The organism is Tenacibaculum sp. FZY0031, assembly GCF_036350695.1.
In the GTDB taxonomy this organism is placed as follows: Bacteria; Bacteroidota; Bacteroidia; order Flavobacteriales; family Flavobacteriaceae; genus Polaribacter.
Genome location: NZ_JAZDVY010000006.1, coordinates 92818 through 116059 on the forward strand (window position 1 = coordinate 92818; position 23242 = coordinate 116059).

General features: G+C 31.8%; 15 protein-coding genes and 1 CRISPR repeat array. Of the genes, 12 read left to right on the plus strand and 3 right to left on the minus strand.

The window, feature by feature from the left end:
- From V1T75_RS10000 to V1T75_RS10055, 12 genes are all read left to right on the plus strand, one after another.
- Entirely contained in the window at window positions 1–1074 is a 1074-nt protein-coding gene (locus V1T75_RS10000) for an efflux RND transporter periplasmic adaptor subunit (protein WP_330488405.1), read from the plus strand.
- Window positions 1075–1274: 200 nt separating this feature from the next.
- Entirely contained in the window at window positions 1275–4481 is a 3207-nt protein-coding gene (locus V1T75_RS10005; protein WP_330488406.1) for an efflux RND transporter permease subunit, read from the plus strand.
- Between the two features lies 1 nt (window position 4482).
- Window positions 4483–4788: a hypothetical protein gene (locus tag V1T75_RS10010; protein ID WP_330488407.1), complete on the plus strand. Its 306-nt coding sequence runs from the start codon at window positions 4483–4485 to the stop codon at window positions 4786–4788.
- Window positions 4789–4790: 2 nt separating this feature from the next.
- Window positions 4791–4979 carry a YgaP family membrane protein gene (locus tag V1T75_RS10015; RefSeq protein WP_330488408.1) on the plus strand — a complete coding sequence of 63 codons (189 nt, stop codon included), beginning with the start codon at window positions 4791–4793 and terminating at the stop codon, window positions 4977–4979.
- A gap of 233 nt (window positions 4980–5212) precedes the next feature.
- The gene (locus tag V1T75_RS10020) at window positions 5213–5956 is read left to right on the plus strand and encodes a LytR/AlgR family response regulator transcription factor (protein ID WP_330488409.1); all 744 of its coding nucleotides are present in this window, start codon (window positions 5213–5215) and stop codon (window positions 5954–5956) included.
- Window positions 5957–6017: 61 nt separating this feature from the next.
- The gene (locus V1T75_RS10025; RefSeq protein ID WP_330488410.1) at window positions 6018–8897 is read left to right on the plus strand and encodes a sensor histidine kinase; all 2880 of its coding nucleotides are present in this window, start codon (window positions 6018–6020) and stop codon (window positions 8895–8897) included.
- Between the two features lie 105 nt (window positions 8898–9002).
- Window positions 9003–10013, plus strand: a complete 1011-nt coding sequence (locus V1T75_RS10030; RefSeq protein ID WP_330488411.1) for a hypothetical protein — start codon at window positions 9003–9005, stop codon at window positions 10011–10013.
- A 26-nt stretch (window positions 10014–10039) separates the two neighbouring features.
- On the plus strand, window positions 10040–10588 hold the full coding sequence (locus V1T75_RS10035; protein WP_330488412.1) for a hypothetical protein: 549 nt from the start codon (window positions 10040–10042) through the stop codon (window positions 10586–10588).
- A 165-nt stretch (window positions 10589–10753) separates the two neighbouring features.
- Window positions 10754–11209, plus strand: coding sequence for a hypothetical protein (locus V1T75_RS10040; protein WP_330488413.1), 456 nt, complete (start codon window positions 10754–10756; stop codon window positions 11207–11209).
- Between the two features lie 172 nt (window positions 11210–11381).
- Complete coding sequence (locus V1T75_RS10045; protein WP_330488414.1) at window positions 11382–13238, plus strand: cadherin domain-containing protein; 1857 nt, start codon at window positions 11382–11384, stop codon at window positions 13236–13238.
- A 162-nt stretch (window positions 13239–13400) separates the two neighbouring features.
- The gene (locus V1T75_RS10050) at window positions 13401–14546 is read left to right on the plus strand and encodes a DUF4932 domain-containing protein (protein WP_330488415.1); all 1146 of its coding nucleotides are present in this window, start codon (window positions 13401–13403) and stop codon (window positions 14544–14546) included.
- A gap of 41 nt (window positions 14547–14587) precedes the next feature.
- Window positions 14588–15670: a beta-propeller fold lactonase family protein gene (locus tag V1T75_RS10055; protein ID WP_330488416.1), complete on the plus strand. Its 1083-nt coding sequence runs from the start codon at window positions 14588–14590 to the stop codon at window positions 15668–15670.
- 4 nt (window positions 15671–15674) lie between these two features.
- Here the strand turns inward: V1T75_RS10055 and V1T75_RS10060 are convergent, their stop codons facing one another.
- The 3 genes from V1T75_RS10060 to cas1 form a co-directional block, all read right to left on the minus strand.
- Window positions 15675–16361, minus strand: a complete 687-nt coding sequence (locus V1T75_RS10060) for a zinc-dependent peptidase (protein WP_330488417.1) — start codon at window positions 16359–16361, stop codon at window positions 15675–15677.
- 564 nt (window positions 16362–16925) lie between these two features.
- A CRISPR array of direct repeats spans window positions 16926–21909; the repeat unit is 46 nt; unit sequence GTTGTGAATTGATTTCAAATTGTATTTTTACGTGAGCAATCACAAG.
- A gap of 58 nt (window positions 21910–21967) precedes the next feature.
- Window positions 21968–22306, minus strand: coding sequence for a CRISPR-associated endonuclease Cas2 (cas2, locus tag V1T75_RS10065; protein WP_099216047.1), 339 nt, complete (start codon window positions 22304–22306; stop codon window positions 21968–21970).
- A complete protein-coding gene (cas1, locus tag V1T75_RS10070; protein WP_330488418.1) occupies window positions 22303–23193 on the minus strand; it encodes a type II CRISPR-associated endonuclease Cas1 in 891 nt (296 codons plus the stop codon). The genes cas2 and cas1 overlap by 4 nt, the downstream gene beginning before the upstream one ends.
- Between the last annotated feature and the right edge of the window lie 49 nt (window positions 23194–23242).

Consider the following 23242-nt stretch of genomic DNA (forward strand, 5'->3'; position numbering starts at 1 on the left):
ATGAAAACTATATATACAATCGCCCTTGCCGCATCACTTTTAGCATTGAGCTGTGGTAAAAAAGAAACAACCAACAATAACAACAAACCAACAGTAACTGTAACAATTGCCAAAGTAACCGCTAACGATACCAATCCGTTTATCACAGCAAGCGGAAAAGTGGAAGCTACCAACAGTGCTGAATTAAGTACTCGTATGATGGGCTACGTAACTAACATACACGTAAAAGTTGGTGATAAAGTAAACAAAGGGCAATTATTAGTATCTATCAATAACAGCGATTTACAAGCTAAGAAAGCGCAAGTAGAGGCTAACATTATTAAAGCAAAAGCAGGATTTTCAAGCGCTGAAAAAGATTACAATCGTTTTAAAAACTTATTTGAGCAAAACAGTGCTTCTCAAAAAGAATTTGACGATATCACTGTTCATTACAATGTTGCCAAAGCAAATTTAGAAGCTGCAAAACAAATGAGAAATGAAATCAATTCTCAGTTTGCTTATACGAATATTAGAGCCCCATTTTCTGGAGTGGTGACTAACAAATTTATTGATAAAGGAGCCATGGCGAATCCTGGAATGCCTTTACTATCTGTAGAAGGTAAAGGCGGATTTGAAGTTACTGCGTTAGTACCAGAAAGTGAAATTTCTCAAATTAAAAAAGACACAAAGGTTGATGTAACGATTAAATCAATCAATAAAACGGTTACCGGTAACGTATCAGAAGTTAGTACCTCAGCAAAGAATACGGGTGGACAATACTTAGTTAAAATCAACTTAGATAAAACGGATTTCAACTTGTTATCAGGAATGTTTGCAACAGTTCAGTTTCCTGTTGAAAAAACACAAAGAAGTACTGATATGGTTTTAATTCCATCAGAAGCTTTGGTACACAAAGGACAACTATCAGGAATTTATACGGTAAGTCAAAGTAATACTGCTGTGTTGCGTTGGTTACGCTTGGGAAGAACTTTTGGAGATCAAGTAGAAGTTTTATCCGGTTTATCTGCCAATGAAAGTTATATCGTTTCTTCTGAAGGGAAACTATACAACGGAGCGAAAATCAATGTACAGTAAGCAGTTACCAATAAACAGTTTTCAGTTAGTTGTAAAACTAAATTATAAATCATAGTTGAAAGTTGCGTTAGGGATAGAAGCGGCATCCTTTTTACGTCAGTTCGAGTGTCCTGAGCAAAGTCGAAGGATCTATCGAGAACAAGTAAAAAGATATAGCGAATAGCCCGTTAAAACGCCCAAAAAAATATAAATCAATCAAAATGAAAGAAGGTTTAGCAGGAAAAATAGCCAAAGGGTTTATAGGCTCTAAACTTACCATCTTATTAATGGTAGTGTTTATGGTAATTGGTGTGTACAGTTCTTTTTTAATTCCGAGAGAAGAAGAACCACAGATTGACGTACCAATGGCTGACATTTTTGTAGGATATCCAGGTGCGAGTCCTACAGAAGTAGAATCGAGAGTAATCAAACCCTTAGAAAAAATACTTTCAAACATCAAAGGAATAGAGTACGTATACTCTACTTCGATGAAAGAACAAGGAATGGTGATTGTGCAGTTTTATGTGGGAGAAGACATCGAACGCTCGTTCGTAAAACTATACAATGAGATTAACAAGCACATGGATCAAATGCCGAAAGGTGTTACCATGCCTTTGGTAAAAACACGTGCCATTGACGATGTACCGATGTTAGGGTTGACCTTATGGAGCGAAAACTACGACGATTATCAGTTAAAGCAAATTGCGCAAGAACTTACCAACGAAATCGAAAAGGTAAACGATGTTGCCATTACGCAAAAAATTGGAGGAAGGAACCGTGAGGTTCGTGTGGTTGTAGATAAAGACAAACTAGCAGCTAGCGGATTGGATTTTTTATCGGTTACTGAAATATTGAAAGCCAGCAATCAGCAACTAAGTGCAGGAAGTTATGATAAAAACGACACCGAGTTTTTAGTCACTACAGGAAAGTTTTTACAATCGGCAGAAGATGTAAAAAACTTGGTGGTTGGTGTACAACAAAATCAACCGATTTATTTAAAACAAGTTGCAAAGGTACTAGACGGACCAGAAATCTCTACAAACTATGTAAGTTTTGGGTACGGACAAGCAAGTAGTAATGCTTCCACGTATCAATCAGAATATCCAGCGGTAACCATATCGGTAGCGAAACGAAAAGGGGCTGATGCCATGCAAATTGCCGATGTTATTTTAGCGAAGGTTGAGCATTTACGCACCAATTTAATTCCTGATGATGTACATGTTGAAGTTACACGTAACTATGGTGAAACAGCCTCTCAAAAAGTGTCAGAATTATTATTACACTTAATCGGTGCCATTATCGCCGTAACATTAGTCGTAATGTTAGCCATGGGATGGCGTGGTGGTTTAGTGGTATTCTTATCAGTTCCCATCACTTTTGCGCTTACCTTGTTAAGTTACTATATGTTAGATTATACCTTAAACCGAATTACCTTATTTGCTTTGGTATTTGTGACGGGTATTGTGGTAGATGATTCCATTATTATTGCCGAAAACATGCACAGGCATTTTAAAATGAAGCGACTACCATTTAAACAAGCTGCCTTATATGCTATTAACGAAGTAGGAAACCCAACTATATTAGCCACCTTTACCGTAATTGCTTCGGTATTACCAATGGCATTCGTATCTGGATTAATGGGACCTTATATGAGTCCGATGCCTATTGGAGCCTCAATCGCGATGATTTTATCATTATTTGTTGCATTGACAATTACTCCGTATTTAGGATATATTTTCTTACGCGAAAAAGACAAGCATGGTGCGGAGGAAAAGGTAGAAGAAGACGAAACCAAAGCTATGCAAAGCACGCTAATCTATAAATTGTATGAGCGATTCGAGCGTCCGTTGATTGAAAATAAGACCAAGCGTTGGGCATTTTTAGGAATCACGATTGTTTTATTACTAGGTTCTATGTCATTGTTTTTTACCAAATCGGTGGCTGTAAAGATGTTGCCTTTTGATAATAAAAACGAATTCCAGATAGTAATTGATATGCCTGAAGGGACCACATTGGAGCGTACCAATGCTGTAACCAAAGAAATTGCACAGTACTTGGCTACACGACCAGAAGTAGTAAACTACCAAAGTTATGTGGGTACTTCTGCCCCTATTACCTTTAACGGATTGGTACGTCACTACGATTTACGTGGTGGTAGTAACATGGCGGATATTCAGGTAAACTTGGTTGACAAACACGACCGAAGTATACAAAGTCACGATATAGCTAAATTGATGCGAGCAGATATTCAAAACATTGCTAAAAAGTTCAAAGCCAATGTAAAATTAGTAGAAGTTCCACCAGGACCCCCTGTATTATCAACTATTGTTGCAGAAGTGTACGGACCAGATTATGAAAAGCAAATTGAAATTGCCAACGAAGTTCAAAACATCTTACACAATACAACCGATGTGGTAGATATCGATTGGATGGTAGAAGACAATCAAACGGAATATGAGTTTGTAATCGACAAAGAAAAAGCAATGTTATACGGTGTGGCTCCTCAGCAAATTGCTTATACGTTAAACATGGCGTTATCCAACAAAGCAGTTTCAACCTTGTATGATGAAGATGCTTCTAATCAAGTAGGAATTGTGTTTGCTTTGGATGAGAAAGAGAAGTCTTCTGTGCAAGATATTGCTCAGTTACAGATTAAATCGCAATACGGTAACCTAGTTTCTATAAGTGATTTGGTGACTGTTGAAGAAAAGAACAGTGCAAAAAGTATTTATAGAAAGAATCAAAAACGCGTAGTATATGTAATGGCAGACATGGCTGGGGAGTTGGAAAGTCCTGCCTATGCTATTTTAGGGATGGAAGAAAAATTAAAAGAGATTCCCCTTCCGAAGGGATATGAATTGAACGAATTATACATTAAACAACCCGATTTTGAAGACAATTACACCGTAAAATGGGATGGTGAATGGCAAATTACCTTAGAAGTGTTTAGCGATTTAGGTATTGCTTTTTTAGGAGTAATCATCATCATTTACATGTTAATTGTAGGGTGGTTTCAAAACTTTAAAGCTCCAATAGTAATGATGGTTGCCATTCCCTTATCAATGGTAGGAATTATTTTAGGGCACTGGATGCTGGATGCTTACTTTACAGCTACTTCGTTTATTGGAATGATTGCCCTCGCAGGAATTATGGTTAGAAATTCTGTCTTATTGATTGATTTTGTCAATTTACGTTTAGCAGAAGGAGTTCCACTAAAGCAAGCCGTGATTGAAGCTGGTGCTGTTCGTACTACTCCTATCTTATTAACCGCAGGTACGGTAGTTATTGGTGCATTTGTCATCTTATTCGATCCTATTTTCCAAGGATTGGCTATCTCTTTAATGGGCGGGACGATTACTGCAACTGTACTAACCTTATTGGTAGTACCATTAGTATACTATTTAATTGAACGTAAAAACTTTAAGTAAAATGAAACTATTAATCATAACTGTGGTTGAAGGACTTCAAGACGAAGTACTAAAACTATTAAAAGAAGCAGCTATCAATAATTTTAGTGCTTCTGATATTGAAGGTTTTCGAAATTCTTTTCCTGTAGTTTCTGTAAACGATTGGTTTTCTGGTAATAAGAAAGCAACAGGTTCGTATATGTATTTCTCATTTACTGAAAACGATAAAATAGATACACTGTTTAACTTAATTGAAACTTTTAATAAAAATTTAGAAACAAATAATCCAATACGAGCTGTTGTGGTTCCTATTGATAAATATATTTAATTATGAAAAATAGAATTGTACGCGGTATTGCTGGTAGTTTTATATTGATCAGTTTAATCTTAGCCATTAAAGTAAATAGTAATTGGTTATGGTTTACTGCTTTTGTAGGTGCCAACTTATTACAATCATCATTAACCAAATGGTGTTTGATGGATGATATTTTAACCAAAGTATTTAAAGTAAAAGATTAATTTATTCTATGGAATAATTCAACATGAGTTGAATCTTTTTATACAATTGTAGAAATTGTTGCTGTAAATCTTCTGGAGTTTCAAAAAAGTGCTCCATAATTACAGCAACAATTTTCTATTTATACTTTAGTCACTAACCTTCTTCCTGCTGATTATTCCTTTCTTACAAACGCAATTTCTCTTTCGTAAAATCTTAATCTCATTATAAAAACACTATTACTATATTTGTTTTTATGGTAGAAATTAAAGCTATTCTTATTGACGATGAACAGAGTGCAAGAAATGTTTTATCTAACTTACTAGAAAGAGCTTCTACCAATATTACCATTCTTGATTCCTGTAATAATTTAGAATTGGGTGTTCAAAAAATAAAAGAATTACAACCCAATGTGGTGTTTTTAGATGTACAGATGCCTAATTATGCAGGCTATGAAATCGCAAGATTTTTTGATGTTATACCATTTGAAATTATCTTTGTTACTGCTTATGATCACTACGCCATTAAAGCTTTTGAGTTAAATGCCATTGATTATTTAGTAAAACCTATCGATAGAAATAAGTTAGATATAGCTCTTAAAAAGTTAGAACATAAGCTACATCAAGAAGCTTCGTTAGTTGATTATCAAGCGCTGCTTGAAACTATAAAAGATAAAAATTATAAAAAAATTGTCATTCCAGAATTGGGTAATAGACATATTATTAACTTAGCTGATATTGTTGCTATAGAAGCTGATGGAGCCTACAGTAAAATACACTTATCAACTAAAACAACTATCACTACCAGTAAAAATTTGAAATATTTTGAAAATATTTTGACAGATGAACGTCTTTTCTTTCGTTCTCATAGAACATGGATTGTTAATTTAGCTTATATTGAGTTTTTAAACAAAACAACTTTAAACCTCACTCTAGATAATGGAACTATTACAGCAAAAATTTCTAGATCAAGAATAAGTAGCTTTGAAAGTAATATCTAGCCATAACCCATCATTTCTTTTTATAAAGTATTTTCTTTTATTACTTATGCTTTGTGTTCCAATGACAACAAAAGCACAAGAACCTGTGTTTATACAACTTTCTGAAAGAAACAAACTTCCTGATAATGAATTCTATAACATTCTTGAAGATCATAAAGGTTTTATATGGCTATCTGCCAACAAAGGGTTGTATCGATACGATGGTAAAACCTTTAAAAACTATAGCAACCCTATACAGCGAGGGGCTTCTGTATTTAACACTCAAGAAGATAATTTAGGTCGAATTTGGTGTAATAATATTTCTGGTCAGTTTTTCTATATCCTAAACGATGAACTCCATTTATTTACAGATTTAAGTAACCATTTAAATGGTGAACTAGCTGATTTTGTAATAAGAAATGATTTTTTATGGGTTTTTACTGTAAAAAAAATCTATAAAATAGATTTAAAAACCAAGCAAATATTACAGCAATACACTACTACAAAAAAATTCGGAACTCCGTTTTCTTTTAATAATGCTATTTATTCAGGAGCCATCGATTCTATTATTTCAATAAACAAAGACAACAGTATAACTTCACTAATAGAAACCAATCTTCCTTATAAAGGAAAAAAAGGTAATGCTTTAAGTTTGGGGAAGTCTGTTATTTTTAAAACGGACTCAACTTTCATTTACTCTCAAATAAGAAACAAAAAAAACAGCTTTTATAAATTAAACTTCCCACAAAAAAAGTTAGAACTAGTAAAAGGGCTAGAATCTCTTGAAAAAATAAAACTCTATACTATTTTTGAGCATAACGCTGAAACTTGGATAGCAACAAATCAAGGAATATGGGTTTTTACTTTCAAAAACGCTGCTTTTCAACTAAAAAAAAGATTCTTAAAAAATAAACATATTACCAAAATTATTAAAGATAAAGACAATAATTATTGGCTTACTAGTTTAAATAATGGTGTTTATATTATTCCTAATATTCATATAGAAACCTGTAACATTCCTCTAAAAGAGGAAAACATAAAAACATTAGACAACATAAACGACAGTACTTTAGTTATGGGAAGCAACCATGGAAATGTTATTTTTTATAACACCAATCTTCATACTTCTACAACTATTAATTTACCTATTAACGAAGGAAAACTGTCTAAACTAAAGTACAATCCCAAGCAGCAAAAAATTTACCTTAGTAAAGGGTTTAGAAGTTATGTTTTAGATTATAGAGATTTAACCCTTGAAAAAACTAGGTTTTTTGATGCTGCAAAAAGTTTTTCATTCTTAGCTCACAACGATTTACTGTATACCAACCATAACAAAGTTGTTTTATTAAAAAATGCTAATTACCACGGTAAAGAAAAATTTATTTCAACAAATAAAAGAACTTACGATTCTTTTTATGACGAAATAAAGCGCGAAGTTTATGTTGCCTTTGTTGATGAATTAGCGGTATACGACAGTCTTTGGAACAAACAGGTAATTTTAAATAACGAAAAACCCATCTATAGTAAATCGATAACCCAAACCGCTAATGGTATTGTTTGGGTTGCCACATTTAAAAATGGCCTTTTAGGAATTAAAAATGGCAAGGTAATTCGACATTATACCACCCAAGATGGCTTGACCTCAAATATTATTGAAAAAATTAAAGCTGACCAAAATACGTTATGGATTGTGGGGGCAAACAGTATTCAAAAGCTCGATATTCTCACCCATAAATTTAAAACACTCACCAAACGAGACGGTATTAAATCTTACAATATTTCTGGTATTGAAATAATTGGTAACAAAATCTATTTCTCATCTGACAAAGGGTTATTTTCCATTGATAAAAACAATGCTTTTAAAACATTACATCCTAAAGTATATTTTAATGCTGTAGAAATTAATGAAAAAGACACCTTAATTACTTCAAATTATACCTTAAGGTATAATCAAAATGCAATAAGAATAAATTTTAATGTCAATGGCTTTTTGTTTAACCAAAAAGGAACATATAAATATCGTTTAAAAGGATACAACGATGCTTGGTTAACCACAGCTATTGGTGAAAACTCAATAAAATACAATAGTTTACCCGCGGGTGAATACACCTTTCAAGTACACCCATTTTTAAATAGTACAAGTACTAACTATGAAATAAAAGAGCTACACTTTTTTATTAAAAAACCATTTTGGAGAACCTTATGGTTTATCTTATTAGTTGCTTCTCTTATTTTGGGAGCTACTATTGTATACTTTAAACAAGCAATGCAAAAAAAAGAAAAAGAGCGCATTGCCCAATTGGAAAAAATATCTTTAGAAAAAGAGCTGATTGCTATTAATTTAACTGCTTTGCGTTCACAAATGAATCCGCATTTTATTTTTAATGCGTTAAACTCTATTCAAGATTTAGTTTTGCAGCAAGACACCGACGCTTCTTACGACTATATTGTGTTATTTGCCAAGCTTATACGAAGTACCTTGAGCTATACAAATCAAGATTTTATTCCTATAGAAAAAGAGTTAGAGTTTTTAAATGTATATCTACAATTAGAAAAGCTTCGTTTTGGGGATGACTTTACCTACACAATTACCTACGACACCCATGAAGAACTGGAAGTTCCTTCTTTGTTAATTCAACCTTTTATTGAAAATGCTTTAGTACATGGTTTACTGCATAAAGAAGGAGAAAAAAAACTAGACATTACCTTCCATTTATCAAAAAACACCTTGCAATGTCTTATTATTGATAATGGTGTTGGAAGAAAGAAAAGTAAAGAAATTAACCTCCGTCAAGGAAACCGCCATGAATCTTTTGCGTTGAACTCCATAAAAAAACGTTTAGAAATTTTTCAAAAACAATATGTTACTAAAATAGGTTTTGTTATTGAAGATATTTATAAAAACAACGCTCCTAATGGCACAAGGGTAATTGTAACCATGCCCTATAGAAAAAGATTTTAACTCCCTATCTTTTTGTTTATAAACTCAAATGGCTATTCATTAAGTCATTTGTTTTCTTGTAGTTACTGTAGAGTATACTTGTCATAAATTTTAAATAAAATGAATATGAAACAAGTTTACTTACTAATTACTTTATTACTCTTACCTTTTACAATACAGGCGCAACAAAACTTTTTTGAAGCATTAGAAAACAATGGTGATGGGGCTACCTACCGTGGTTTTGGTGCTTTGGTAGCTAAAGGCGATGGAACTTATAATTTTAAAACAGACTATCTTCCTGTTAAAATTGAATTAGAGCGCACCCCATCGGGTATTCCTGTTGGTTTTGAAGCTAGATTTATTAGTGAAGATAAGCGTGCTTTTCGTGAAACTGAATTAAGTGATTATGGCACAATAGATAACTACATCCATCCTATTAGTATAAAACATAGGTACACAAAAGAAGGCTATGTGGTAATTGATGATTTGCTATTCCGGTTAGATAAAATATACGACGGAAGTTTTCCTAGTATGGAAAATGTAGCTTCGGTTTATGTGCTTGAAAAAGACAGAAAAGCTACGACTACAACTGAAGCCCCAAAAAAGAAAAAAGGAGGTTTTCTCTCTAGAATGAAAGCTAAAATTAAAACGGCAAAAATTTCATCTGCTGCCTCCAACCCTACTTACAAATACCTTACTTCTTTAAACCTTGATAAAAAGTTTAATGATTATATCGCTGCCATGAAGCTAAAACAAGCAATTCCTTTAACAGCAAAAGACAATGCTAAAATAGCTGACATAAAGAGAGCTAAAACCATGGGAGAAGAAGAAATTAAACGTTATAATGATTCTATCAGAGCCACTCCTGAATATAAAAGATTGAAAGAACATCAAGCTCGTATGAAAGCCATGGATGAGGGAAATGCTTTAACAACCGTAACCATTATAAACCGAACTGGTAAAGATATTTATGTATTTGAAGAAGGATCTAGTAATGCAAGCAAAATAACCAACTCAAGCTCCTTAAAAGTACCTTGTACTAAAAATTATTACTACAATTTCAACCCTAATTCTTCTAATAAATCTTCTTGTTATAGTGCCAATAGTGCATGTAACTATAGTATAACAATTAAATAAAACAGTTAATTCAAAATCAATCACTCATGAAATCAAATAAAGTTTTCAACCTACTTGTAGCAACTCTTTGTGTATTCTTTTTAACTGCTTGTAGTGACGATGATACTATTACTCAAAAAGCAAATGAAATTAAAATAGGATCTAAAAAGTTTGAACTTAAAAATATGGTGCTTTTTAATAACGGAACACATAATAATCTTACCAATTTTGAATTATACCTTTCTAGTCCAGGCCTTATTATTGATGAAAATAAAGACCCAAAAGGTAATGGAAACATATTGGTTCTTGATCTTTATGCTAACGAAGACACAAAATTAACAGGAGGAAAATATGTTTTTAACGACTACAGTAATACTAGTTTTAGTATTATTGGAGGGTTTCATTTCCTAAATTTTGATGCTTCTTTAGGTGAAAATCAAACAGGTAATGCTATAGATATAGTATCAGGAAATATTTCGGTTGATGCTAATAATAATGAATACACCATTACAATTACATTAGTTGATGAAAATGGAACCAATGTTATAGGGTACTACAAAGGAAATATACCAATTCTAAATTACGACGCCCCATAATAAAACCAACTGCTAAATACCTCAACATTTTAAATTAATATTGAGGTATTTTATACAACAAATATAGCGTCATAACAAACTATTTCAATTTACTCTTCGTAAAAACGTTTTTTATAAAACTATATATTAAAAGTACTCTTATATTATTGATTAAAAAAAAGACAAATGAAAATTTTTAAATATATTTTTGTATTTATATTACCTTTTACCGTCTATGCTCAAAATGAAGTACCTACCAAAAACATTAATGGTCTTTATCATTTACTTGAAGGAGAAAGAACTTTTGGAAATAAGCAAACCAAAACTAAATTTTTTCAATATGGCTTAATAGATACTACAAAAACAGTAGCCGTAGCTGCTTGTAAAAAGTGTATACCTGCAATTTATAAATATCAAGAAGTAGAAAGTAAAGAACTAAACAGACCAGTTTTTTATAATAATATTGGTCTTTTTTTAATTTCATATGATAAAGAAAGTTTTGTTATGGTAATGGCAGCCAATAAGCAAGATGTAGATTGGACTAACTTTGCATACAGTAATTTTTACAGTAAAAATTACACAAAAGTAAAAGCAATGTCTCAAAAAAAAATTAAAGAATTTATTGTACGAATAGCAAATTAGTAATCGTCTTTCATAAAACATGCCCCCTAAAAATCAATTGAATTTTAGGGGGTTCATGGTTTATCTTGAATTTACATTTTCAATTTACAAACTCAATTTACTCTTCGTAAACTGTTTTTTAAAATATCTACATATAAAAGTACTCTTGTACTATTAATTAAAAAAAGATCAAATGAAATTATTTAAAAAAGGAATATTACTAGGCTTTATTGCACTACAACTAATTTCTTGTAGTAAAGACGACGAACCACAAAACACACCTCCTGTTATTAAAGCACAAAGTTTTACGGTAGCAGAAGACAAAGCTGCCAACACCAAAATAGGAGTTATTACTGCCACAGATGTTAATAAAGACGACTTAACTTTTAAAATCACAAAAAACGACAACAATCTGTTTGCTGTTAATGTTTCTGGAGAACTAAGCATTGCTGCTAACAAAAGTTTAGATTATGAAACCCAAACCAAACACGAAATTACAGTTGAAGTAAGCGATGATAAAGACAAAACCTCTGCTGTAATAACCATTAACGTTACCGATGTAAACGAAAATAGCCCAATCTCTATAGCGGATCAAAGTTTTACAGTAGCTGAAAACATTACTAATTCTGATATTATTGGTACTTTAAATATTACTGATCCAGATGGTGATGTATCAAGTTTTTCAATAGAAAGTGGAGATGCTACTAATTTATTTGTTCTTAGCAACACGGGAGAATTACGACTTGCATCTGGTAAAACATTAGACTATGAAACGAATACTACGCATACGTTAAATATTGAAGTAAGCGACGCTAATGGAAGTTCAGATACCGCTACTGTTACTATAAATGTAATGAATATAAACGATGTTGAACCTACTTTTACCGCATTTGGTCCCTTTACCGTTGCTGAAGATATTGATGATACCGTAATTATTGGGCAAATACAAGCTACCGATGCAGAAGGCGACAACATTACCTATAGTTTACCAGCATTGAGCACAACAGGAAACTTATTTGAAATTGATGCCAATAGTGGTGAAATATCATTAATTACAGGTAAAAACTTAGATTACGAAACCTCTACTTTTCACATTTTATCAATAAGAGTTTCTGATGGTACACATAACGTAGATAAAACCATAAGAATTAATGTTACCGATGTAGTTGAAACAGGAGGTACTACAGTAAATATACCTGATGCTAACTTTAAAGCGATTTTACTAGCAAACACTGCCATAAATACTAATGGAGATAATGAGATACAAATTAGTGAAGCTCAAAATTATAATGGAACCATTAATGTAACGTCAAAAAGCATTGCTGATTTAACAGGTATTGAAGAGTTTATAAATATTACACGTCTATACTGTGGAAAAAATGGGCTAGTAAATTTAAATATTAGTAAAAATACTAAATTAATAACTCTAATTTGTGACTCCAACTTACTTACTAATCTTGATATTAGTAAGAATACTCTTTTAACTAGTGTAAATTGCAATAAAAATAGATTAACAGGTTTAAACACAACCCAAAACATTGGTTTAATGGCATTGCAATGTTTTGATAATAAAATAACTAATTTAGACCTTACACAAAACAAGAGATTAAGAACCATATGGGTTAGTTCAAATCAATTAACTAGTTTAGATCTAAGTAATAATACAGATTTACAAAACTTAAGGTGTTTTGATAACAAACTAACTAATTTAGACTTGAGTAACAATACAAAATTGCAACGTTTACGATGTCAACAAAATCAATTAACTAGTTTAGATCTAAGCAGCAATACTGATTTACAATATTTACAATGTTGGAACAACCAAATAACCAGTTTGGATGTAAGCAATAATACAAAACTTATTCAATTTTATTGTATAAATAATGCGCTTACAAGTGTAAACGTAGCTAACGGTAATAATACAAACTTTAATTCGTTTGGAGTTGAGGGCAACCCAAGCTTAAGCTGTATAAAAATAGATACTGGTTTTACCCCACCAAGCACTTGGACAAAAGATAGTACTGCTAGCTATAATACTTCTTGCCCTTAAAAATCATACCATTAGAATAAGGTCAAAACAAGTGTGTGTTTTGACCTTTTTTTACAATACCTAAGCTTCTTTATAATTTCTACCTGCTGTTTATAAAATAACCTCTAATGATCTTCACTTACAATTTTGTGTCATTAGAAATAGTCCAAAAAAATCTATTATATGAAACAAATAATAGGAATATTCTTGATTTTAATCACTTTAAGCGCTTGTTCTCAAGAGAGAAAAAAAGTTAGCAAACAAAAAGAAACAATGCTAAAAGAACCAAAAGTAGATAAACGTATAGAATTATTAAGCATTGTTTTTAGGCTTGCAGATAGCCATGAATATAGTCAAAATCTTTTTCCTATGTATGTTGAAAACATTGAAAATCATTTTGGAAAATTTAAAAGTCACGATTTAATTAAGTATGTAAAAAGTGAACTACATGAAAAAGGAATTGGTTTTAGTTCTGTTATGAGCATGGCTATACATATAACTGAACCTCCAAATATAAAAGCGTTGATAGTACCTTTTTCAAATAAATCTCTGGAGAAATCGTGGAGTGAAGAAAACTCTACACAGTTTTTAAAACTGTTAAATGAATTTTATACTGATGCCGACTGTGAAACTTTTTTCAATAACAATAAAGAACTTTACGAAACTGCATCAAATAGATTTAAAAAAGTTTATCGAAACTTAGATTTAGAATGGTATCAAAAATTTTATGGAGAAGGCCCAAAAGGAGAATTTAAAATTATAAATGCCTTAGGAAATGGAGGAGCGAGCTATGGTCCAAAAATAATTTATCCGAATGGAAATGAAGTGGTTTATGCCATAATGGGAACGTGGAGTGTTGATAACTTAGGTATGCCCAAATATGAAGTGAACGATTATTTTCCAACTATTTTACATGAATTCAATCATTCCTTTGTAAATCATGTTATAGAAAAACACCACTCCGAACTACAAGAAAGTGGGGCAATTATTTTTAACAAAGTAACAGATGAAATGAATAAACAAGCATATGGTAATTGGAAAACTATGTATGATGAAGCGTTGGTTAGAGCGGCTGTTATTAAATATATGAAGGACCATAATTATGATGAAAAAACAATCAAAAAGGAATTGAATGAACAGTTAAATAGCGGTTTTTTCTGGACTCATGAGTTAGTGAAAGAACTAGAAAGGTATGATAACAATAGAGACAGGTATCTAACATTAGAGAGTTTTATGACAGAGTTGGTATTTTTTTTCAATAAAACGGCTTCTGAGATAGACAAAAGAAAAAACCTCGGTACTAAAAAAGAGAAAACAATTTTAGAATAAAAAAATAACAAACGTATAACAGTATTTAAACAAAAGAACAAATGAAACTATTAAAAAAAGGGGTATTATTAATGTACATAGCACTACAACTAATTTCTTGTAGTGATGATTCTTCTACAATTAAAAGTCCAGCAGAAATTATAGATGCTATTTTAAAAGGAAATGTAACTAGTATTGGCTCACAACCCGATTTGGTGGCCTTATCTGCATTCTCATTCCCTTCAGATGTTGCAATAGATCAAAATGGTAACATTTATGTAGCTGATACTGGTGACAACAGCATCAAAAAAATCACTATCAATACTAGTGGAAGCTACCATATAACAACAATTGCAGGAGATGGTTCGTCAAATAGTAATGACGGTGTGGGTACAACCGCTTCTTTTCAAAGTCCGCTAACTTTAACTTTTAGCAAAGACTACAAAACATTATATGTAGCTACTCAAATTAAAATTAGAGCTATAAACATAAATACCAACGAAGTAAGTACTATTGCTGGTAATGGCAGTTATGGAAATACAGATGGGATAGGTGAAAATGCTCAATTTAAGCACCCTTCTCATATTACAATAAACACCAATGGCACCGTTTTATACGTTTTGGAAAGTGAAAATGGAATTGTTAGTACAGGAAGAATTAGAAAAATTGACATTGCCAACAAACAAGTAACTACTTTACACTTAACAAATTTACCAACAACCTTTTACCCTCAAGGAATTGTGATAGATAGTAAAGATGAACATCTATATGTTGCAAATTGGCGAACCATATTAAAAATAAACTTACAAACAAACAATGCTACTATCATAGCAGGTTCTGATACCGAAAGTGGTACTACCAATGGTATAGGTGAGGCTGCACGTTTTACATCGGCAAAAAGCATAACTTTTAGCCCTCATGAAACCTTTTTATATATAGGTTCTCTTGGTGGTAATTATGGAATTAGAGCTATTAATATGCGTACTCTAGAAGTAACAACTGTAATCGGTAACGGCTATGGTTTTGTAAATGGAGGTGCTTCTACTGCACAATTTAAAGGTCCTTACAAGTTGAATTATGACAACGTTTCTAATAAACTATATGTTGCTGATCCAAGCAACAATGCTATTAGAGCTGTAGAATAAACTGTTATTTAAAATTCAACATAAGTTGATTTTTTTTATACAATTGTAGAAATTGTTGCTGTAAATCTTCAGGAGTTTTAAAAAAGTGCTTCATAATTACAGCAACAAATTCCAATTTATTCGTCAACGCGTATGCTCTAAAATAACCTGATAATTTAATTCTTTCAGCATTTGCTTTATCATCCATAAAACTGGTTATTTCTTCAAATAAACGGTAATAAATTCGGGCACTTACATCTTTCAATTTTCTTCCATGAAAGGTTAACGCATGTGAAAACTCATGAATTCCTAAGTTTAAATTATCATTTAGAACCATATCTCCTAACAAAAAATCTTCCCAAGAAAATACAATAGATTTTAGTTTTGGGTTAAACTCTCCTTTATGATATTGTTTAGTTATGCTTGAATAAAAACTAGTAGGATATACTATAATCTTATCGAAAGTTGTTGTACGATATTTACGCATTCCAAAAGTCAATTTAACATACGATGCTGCGATTAAAACTTTTGCCTCTGGGATTAGCTCAAAATTGTCTCTTTCAACAAAATCATAGGTTCTGATAAACTTGGTCAATCGATGTTCAAAATATACTTTTTGTTTTTCATCTAGTTTTTTATAGAATCTTACATTTTCAACTAAAAACTCTTTTTTCTTCTTTGCTAACTTCTTCTTTACAAGATAAAAATGCACAAAAATAGGTTTGTTGAAAACATAGACATATATTGACTCTACGATATTAATTCCAACCCCCACAAAACTAAGTAAGAAAGTAGTATATTTTATTAAAAAACAGGTTTCATATTAATGTAAACTTCAAATATAACTTGTGTAACTTAAGGCACGTGAGTTCATATTACTCTTTTGTAATATTGCTACTCTTAAGCAATTTCCCTTAAAAAATAAATCCTGAAAAATTGGGGTTTTGAAAACAGACTACAAAAATCCAAAAAAGTAATCGGCGGAGCGAAGTTTAAAAAAATAACTTCCAATATGATGCGCTACGATACTTTAGGAACGATTGATAACTGTAAAAAATAACACCCCTTTAACTCGAAAGTTCTTAAAAACAGAGTTTAACAAGTATTTAAAAAAGTTACAGAAGAAAAAAAGGATTTGAATGTCTTACTGATCTTATCGATAATTTCTTATCAAAGCGCCTAATCTTATCAATCGTTCTACAAAACGAAATTATACAGCAGACAAGATAAAGCTCTATAAAAAAACAAATAATCGTTTAAAGGAACTTGAAACCTCGTTGTGAATTGATTTCAAATTGTATTTTTACGTGAGCAATCACAAGTGTTTAGACAAGCCAATAAGAAAAGCCGTTGTTGTGAATTGATTTCAAATTGTATTTTTACGTGAGCAATCACAAGTCATCTGTTATGTAAATTCCCTCGTTTTTAGTTGTGAATTGATTTCAAATTGTATTTTTACGTGAGCAATCACAAGGGGTTACCAGATGTACACGTTAAAGTTGTTGTTGTGAATTGATTTCAAATTGTATTTTTACGTGAGCAATCACAAGAATATGGAGATTGACTAAAAAAAGTGCAGGGTTGTGAATTGATTTCAAATTGTATTTTTACGTGAGCAATCACAAGGGGATTTATTCTTATACGCTAACAAACTACGTTGTGAATTGATTTCAAATTGTATTTTTACGTGAGCAATCACAAGAACCTGTAGAACTTTTTTCAATATGTAATGGTTGTGAATTGATTTCAAATTGTATTTTTACGTGAGCAATCACAAGCTGAGACTTCGTTTACTCCGTTAGTACCGTGTTGTGAATTGATTTCAAATTGTATTTTTACGTGAGCAATCACAAGAAATCGATCTCTATATTAGATGATAAGATAGTTGTGAATTGATTTCAAATTGTATTTTTACGTGAGCAATCACAAGAAGCATAAGACACTGGTTAGTAACAGAGCTGTTGTGAATTGATTTCAAATTGTATTTTTACGTGAGCAATCACAAGATGAAATCAAAGGAACTAGACAGGTTCAAGGTTGTGAATTGATTTCAAATTGTATTTTTACGTGAGCAATCACAAGGTTTTGACTCGAATATACTTTACAGGCGATGTTGTGAATTGATTTCAAATTGTATTTTTACGTGAGCAATCACAAGCTAAATTTAGAGTAAGAGTTAAATGTTCACGTTGTGAATTGATTTCAAATTGTATTTTTACGTGAGCAATCACAAGAAAATAACAAAAATTGAACCTAGATAAGTTGTTGTGAATTGATTTCAAATTGTATTTTTACGTGAGCAATCACAAGACGCTCCTCTTCTGCTTTTCTTTCTGCTTCGTTGTGAATTGATTTCAAATTGTATTTTTACGTGAGCAATCACAAGCGACCACAAGAGCGGACGCATGGAGGTTGTGTTGTGAATTGATTTCAAATTGTATTTTTACGTGAGCAATCACAAGCTAAATTTAGAGTAAGAGTTAAATGTTCACGTTGTGAATTGATTTCAAATTGTATTTTTACGTGAGCAATCACAAGAAAATAACAAAAATTGAACCTAGATAAGTTGTTGTGAATTGATTTCAAATTGTATTTTTACGTGAGCAATCACAAGACGCTCCTCTTCTGCTTTTCTTTCTGCTTCGTTGTGAATTGATTTCAAATTGTATTTTTACGTGAGCAATCACAAGCAAGAATATAACAAAACACTTGTAACTCTTGTTGTGAATTGATTTCAAATTGTATTTTTACGTGAGCAATCACAAGCGACCACAAGAGCGGACGCATGGAGGTTGTGTTGTGAATTGATTTCAAATTGTATTTTTACGTGAGCAATCACAAGCTAAATTTAGAGTAAGAGTTAAATGTTCACGTTGTGAATTGATTTCAAATTGTATTTTTACGTGAGCAATCACAAGAAAATAACAAAAATTGAACCTAGATAAGTTGTTGTGAATTGATTTCAAATTGTATTTTTACGTGAGCAATCACAAGATTAGACCTAGAAGAATTAGTACTGATTAAGTTGTGAATTGATTTCAAATTGTATTTTTACGTGAGCAATCACAAGAAGCTATTGGATACAAGCACAAGGATTCTAGTTGTGAATTGATTTCAAATTGTATTTTTACGTGAGCAATCACAAGCCTTGGCCTCGAGCTCTTTTTGCTCTTTGTGTTGTGAATTGATTTCAAATTGTATTTTTACGTGAGCAATCACAAGATGAATAAAATCCTTTTCAACGTATATACCGTTGTGAATTGATTTCAAATTGTATTTTTACGTGAGCAATCACAAGGTAATGGACAGTGATGAGCTTGCACAGTTAGTTGTGAATTGATTTCAAATTGTATTTTTACGTGAGCAATCACAAGTCTCTAAGCTCTCCTCCTGCGTCTACTCCGGTTGTGAATTGATTTCAAATTGTATTTTTACGTGAGCAATCACAAGTAAAACAATATTATATAGCGGTTCATCATTGTTGTGAATTGATTTCAAATTGTATTTTTACGTGAGCAATCACAAGATTTTAAGTTATGTTAACGATGAGAATCCTGTTGTGAATTGATTTCAAATTGTATTTTTACGTGAGCAATCACAAGAACTTGGTATCAATGAGTAAATTTACAAGAGTTGTGAATTGATTTCAAATTGTATTTTTACGTGAGCAATCACAAGAACCTTTAGTGTTAAACGCTACTAACTCTAGTTGTGAATTGATTTCAAATTGTATTTTTACGTGAGCAATCACAAGCGCCTCTAAATACACCAGTAAACAAAATCTGTTGTGAATTGATTTCAAATTGTATTTTTACGTGAGCAATCACAAGTACACAGCTAGAAAAGAGGGTATTTTGCCGGTTGTGAATTGATTTCAAATTGTATTTTTACGTGAGCAATCACAAGATTATATGACAAATATAAATGAAACCAGAGGTTGTGAATTGATTTCAAATTGTATTTTTACGTGAGCAATCACAAGATACAATTCTGATTTATTTAACAATTGGATGTTGTGAATTGATTTCAAATTGTATTTTTACGTGAGCAATCACAAGATCAACGTTATAAGTATGTATATAGGGTTAGTTGTGAATTGATTTCAAATTGTATTTTTACGTGAGCAATCACAAGCTAGTTTTATAATTAAATGTCTCTACATCGGTTGTGAATTGATTTCAAATTGTATTTTTACGTGAGCAATCACAAGTAATTATCAGGTATTGGACTTAAATCCCATGTTGTGAATTGATTTCAAATTGTATTTTTACGTGAGCAATCACAAGTGACAGAAAAGACAAAATAAAACTTAGTATGTTGTGAATTGATTTCAAATTGTATTTTTACGTGAGCAATCACAAGTCTTTGTCTTGTTCGCTTAGATATTCGTTTGTTGTGAATTGATTTCAAATTGTATTTTTACGTGAGCAATCACAAGCATAAAAAGACCTACTATCCTATTGCTTTCGTTGTGAATTGATTTCAAATTGTATTTTTACGTGAGCAATCACAAGAAGCAATAGGGGATGTATTTAAACTATAACGTTGTGAATTGATTTCAAATTGTATTTTTACGTGAGCAATCACAAGTTTTCCTTTGGTTTATCTTCAAAATAAGGGGTTGTGAATTGATTTCAAATTGTATTTTTACGTGAGCAATCACAAGAACTCGATAGGAGTATTTTCTAGAGATGCAGTTGTGAATTGATTTCAAATTGTATTTTTACGTGAGCAATCACAAGTCTACAACAGCAAAATATAAATTAGCCACAGTTGTGAATTGATTTCAAATTGTATTTTTACGTGAGCAATCACAAGCAATAACATCAACTGTCCATCCGTTACCTAGTTGTGAATTGATTTCAAATTGTATTTTTACGTGAGCAATCACAAGTAATAGAAGAACTTCAATTCCCCCAATTTAGTTGTGAATTGATTTCAAATTGTATTTTTACGTGAGCAATCACAAGGTATTCTTATTTTTAAATAAATATCATTTGTTGTGAATTGATTTCAAATTGTATTTTTACGTGAGCAATCACAAGGATTGTCAAAAGAAATATGACGAGAATGTAGTTGTGAATTGATTTCAAATTGTATTTTTACGTGAGCAATCACAAGAGTAGAAATCATGATAAAAATATATCAAGTGTTGTGAATTGATTTCAAATTGTATTTTTACGTGAGCAATCACAAGAATTTTTGCGATAAATACACAAGCTTTACTGTTGTGAATTGATTTCAAATTGTATTTTTACGTGAGCAATCACAAGCTCTTTAGGTTTTTGATAATAACCCCTTGGTTGTGAATTGATTTCAAATTGTATTTTTACGTGAGCAATCACAAGTTTTCCTTTGGTTTATCTTCAAAATAAGGGGTTGTGAATTGATTTCAAATTGTATTTTTACGTGAGCAATCACAAGAGGGAAGATTACAACCCATACATACAATGGGTTGTGAATTGATTTCAAATTGTATTTTTACGTGAGCAATCACAAGTTAAACGTCGTACATTCTAATTTACGTGCAGTTGTGAATTGATTTCAAATTGTATTTTTACGTGAGCAATCACAAGTCTTTATTTGGTTGGGTAACTGACTTTATAGTTGTGAATTGATTTCAAATTGTATTTTTACGTGAGCAATCACAAGGCTAAGTTAAAAACAGCCTTGGAAGAAGTAGTTGTGAATTGATTTCAAATTGTATTTTTACGTGAGCAATCACAAGAGTAAACTTGAAGATACGCTAGTATATGTAGTTGTGAATTGATTTCAAATTGTATTTTTACGTGAGCAATCACAAGAATTCTGTAGAGTGACACCATTCACGAAAAGTTGTGAATTGATTTCAAATTGTATTTTTACGTGAGCAATCACAAGTCCATTATGAGTTTTTTTAACCTGCTTTTTGTTGTGAATTGATTTCAAATTGTATTTTTACGTGAGCAATCACAAGATACTTCTAGTATAAAATTTGGTGAAAATGGTTGTGAATTGATTTCAAATTGTATTTTTACGTGAGCAATCACAAGTTACGAAGCTAAATTAAAAGCTGAAAGAAAGTTGTGAATTGATTTCAAATTGTATTTTTACGTGAGCAATCACAAGTCAAAAACAATTAAGCAAGTTTTTAAGTGAGTTGTGAATTGATTTCAAATTGTATTTTTACGTGAGCAATCACAAGTTTTTAGGGCATATGTATTTAGGGCTCCTTGTTGTGAATTGATTTCAAATTGTATTTTTACGTGAGCAATCACAAGGTAAATGTTTAAAACCTCCTATTTTAGGGAGGTTTTTGCATTCAACAGAATTTTAAACTTAGAACAATTCTAATTGCTGTACAGGAGTTGGCTTTGGAATTTCTTTTCTACCATGAAAAATCTCCATCATTCCAAATTGCTTATCGGTTATTTCAAAGACACATACTTTACCATACTTTGGTAGTGAACTTTTTACCCTTCTTATATGTACTTTACTATTTTCTCTACTGGGGCAATGGCGCATATAAATAGAAAATTGAAACATCGTAAACCCGTCATTTAACAACTTTTTTCTAAATACATTGGCAGCCTTTCTTTCTACTTTGGTTTCGGTTGGCAAATCAAACAAGACTAGTATCCACATAACTCTATAGGCATTATAACGGTTCTGACTCACGATAAACTAGGGTATAAAATAGTGCGCCTTTCTCCTATAAAGCATTTATACAAGCTAGCTGTAGTCGTTGTTACAGCCACCATAAGAGGGCGTATTTTTGCATCAATCAAAACATCTTCAGTAGCTATTTGCAATAGGTGTGCTTTGGCTTGTTTACTTAAAGCATCTTCTGTTGGATGTTTTGTAATATATTCTAATACAAGTTTATCTACAAAAGGGCGGTAAGGTTCCATTATATCATCAGCTAAACAATACGGATTATATTTATTCTTATGAAAAATGCCTTGTGCTGGTAACATACCGCTACTTACAATAGCACGTGCTACAATACTACGTAAAACAGCATATCCAAAATTTAAAAAATTATTTGGAACATCTCCAAAGCGCTCTCGTTGAAAATCGGTTAGTATGTATTTCCAATAATGGTTGGCCGCTTTTCCTTCCATATTTGTTTCATCTCCTGAAGTAACTTTTTCTAAATAGCTATCCATTGCCTCAAATGGACTATTATTTTGTTGTAAAAGCTGCTTTTGATTTTCTATTTTAGAAATTACAGTTTGTTTCCAAAGTTGTTTTTTTAAGGGGATGGAACTTTTTAATTGGTATCGCCAACGTTCGGTAAGTTCAGAATGTCCTACCATGGGTTGCATGAGTCCGTTTGGCAAATGATGATTATCGCAATGAATTAATGCAACACCGTTCCCCATTAACTGATTAATAAGTTGAGTAGATATAGTAATCTGATGATGGTCTAACATTAGCAACGCCATATCTTCAATAGACACTGTACCTATTGCTTGTTTGGTTTCTGGGCACGCGACAACTAACTGATTGTGTTTTAGTTTTAAATATGCTGGATTGCCTATGTAAATGGTTCTTTTTAGCATAACGGTTTGATTTTAATAAAAAAGCCCATATACATATATATGGGCTTTT

Coding starts and splice junctions, on each gene's coding strand:
- V1T75_RS10055 (WP_330488416.1), top strand. CDS start 14,588: ATGAAACTATTAAAAAAAGGGGTATTATTAATGTACATAGCACTACAA.
- V1T75_RS10020 (WP_330488409.1), top strand. CDS start 5,213: ATGGTAGAAATTAAAGCTATTCTTATTGACGATGAACAGAGTGCAAGA.
- V1T75_RS10045 (WP_330488414.1), top strand. CDS start 11,382: ATGAAATTATTTAAAAAAGGAATATTACTAGGCTTTATTGCACTACAA.
- V1T75_RS10035 (WP_330488412.1), top strand. CDS start 10,040: ATGAAATCAAATAAAGTTTTCAACCTACTTGTAGCAACTCTTTGTGTA.
- V1T75_RS10040 (WP_330488413.1), top strand. CDS start 10,754: ATGAAAATTTTTAAATATATTTTTGTATTTATATTACCTTTTACCGTC.
- V1T75_RS10015 (WP_330488408.1), top strand. CDS start 4,791: ATGAAAAATAGAATTGTACGCGGTATTGCTGGTAGTTTTATATTGATC.
- V1T75_RS10005 (WP_330488406.1), top strand. CDS start 1,275: ATGAAAGAAGGTTTAGCAGGAAAAATAGCCAAAGGGTTTATAGGCTCT.
- cas1 (WP_330488418.1), bottom strand. CDS start 23,193: ATGCTAAAAAGAACCATTTACATAGGCAATCCAGCATATTTAAAACTA.
- V1T75_RS10000 (WP_330488405.1), top strand. CDS start 1: ATGAAAACTATATATACAATCGCCCTTGCCGCATCACTTTTAGCATTG.
- V1T75_RS10025 (WP_330488410.1), top strand. CDS start 6,018: ATGACAACAAAAGCACAAGAACCTGTGTTTATACAACTTTCTGAAAGA.
- V1T75_RS10030 (WP_330488411.1), top strand. CDS start 9,003: ATGAAACAAGTTTACTTACTAATTACTTTATTACTCTTACCTTTTACA.
- V1T75_RS10010 (WP_330488407.1), top strand. CDS start 4,483: ATGAAACTATTAATCATAACTGTGGTTGAAGGACTTCAAGACGAAGTA.
- V1T75_RS10050 (WP_330488415.1), top strand. CDS start 13,401: ATGAAACAAATAATAGGAATATTCTTGATTTTAATCACTTTAAGCGCT.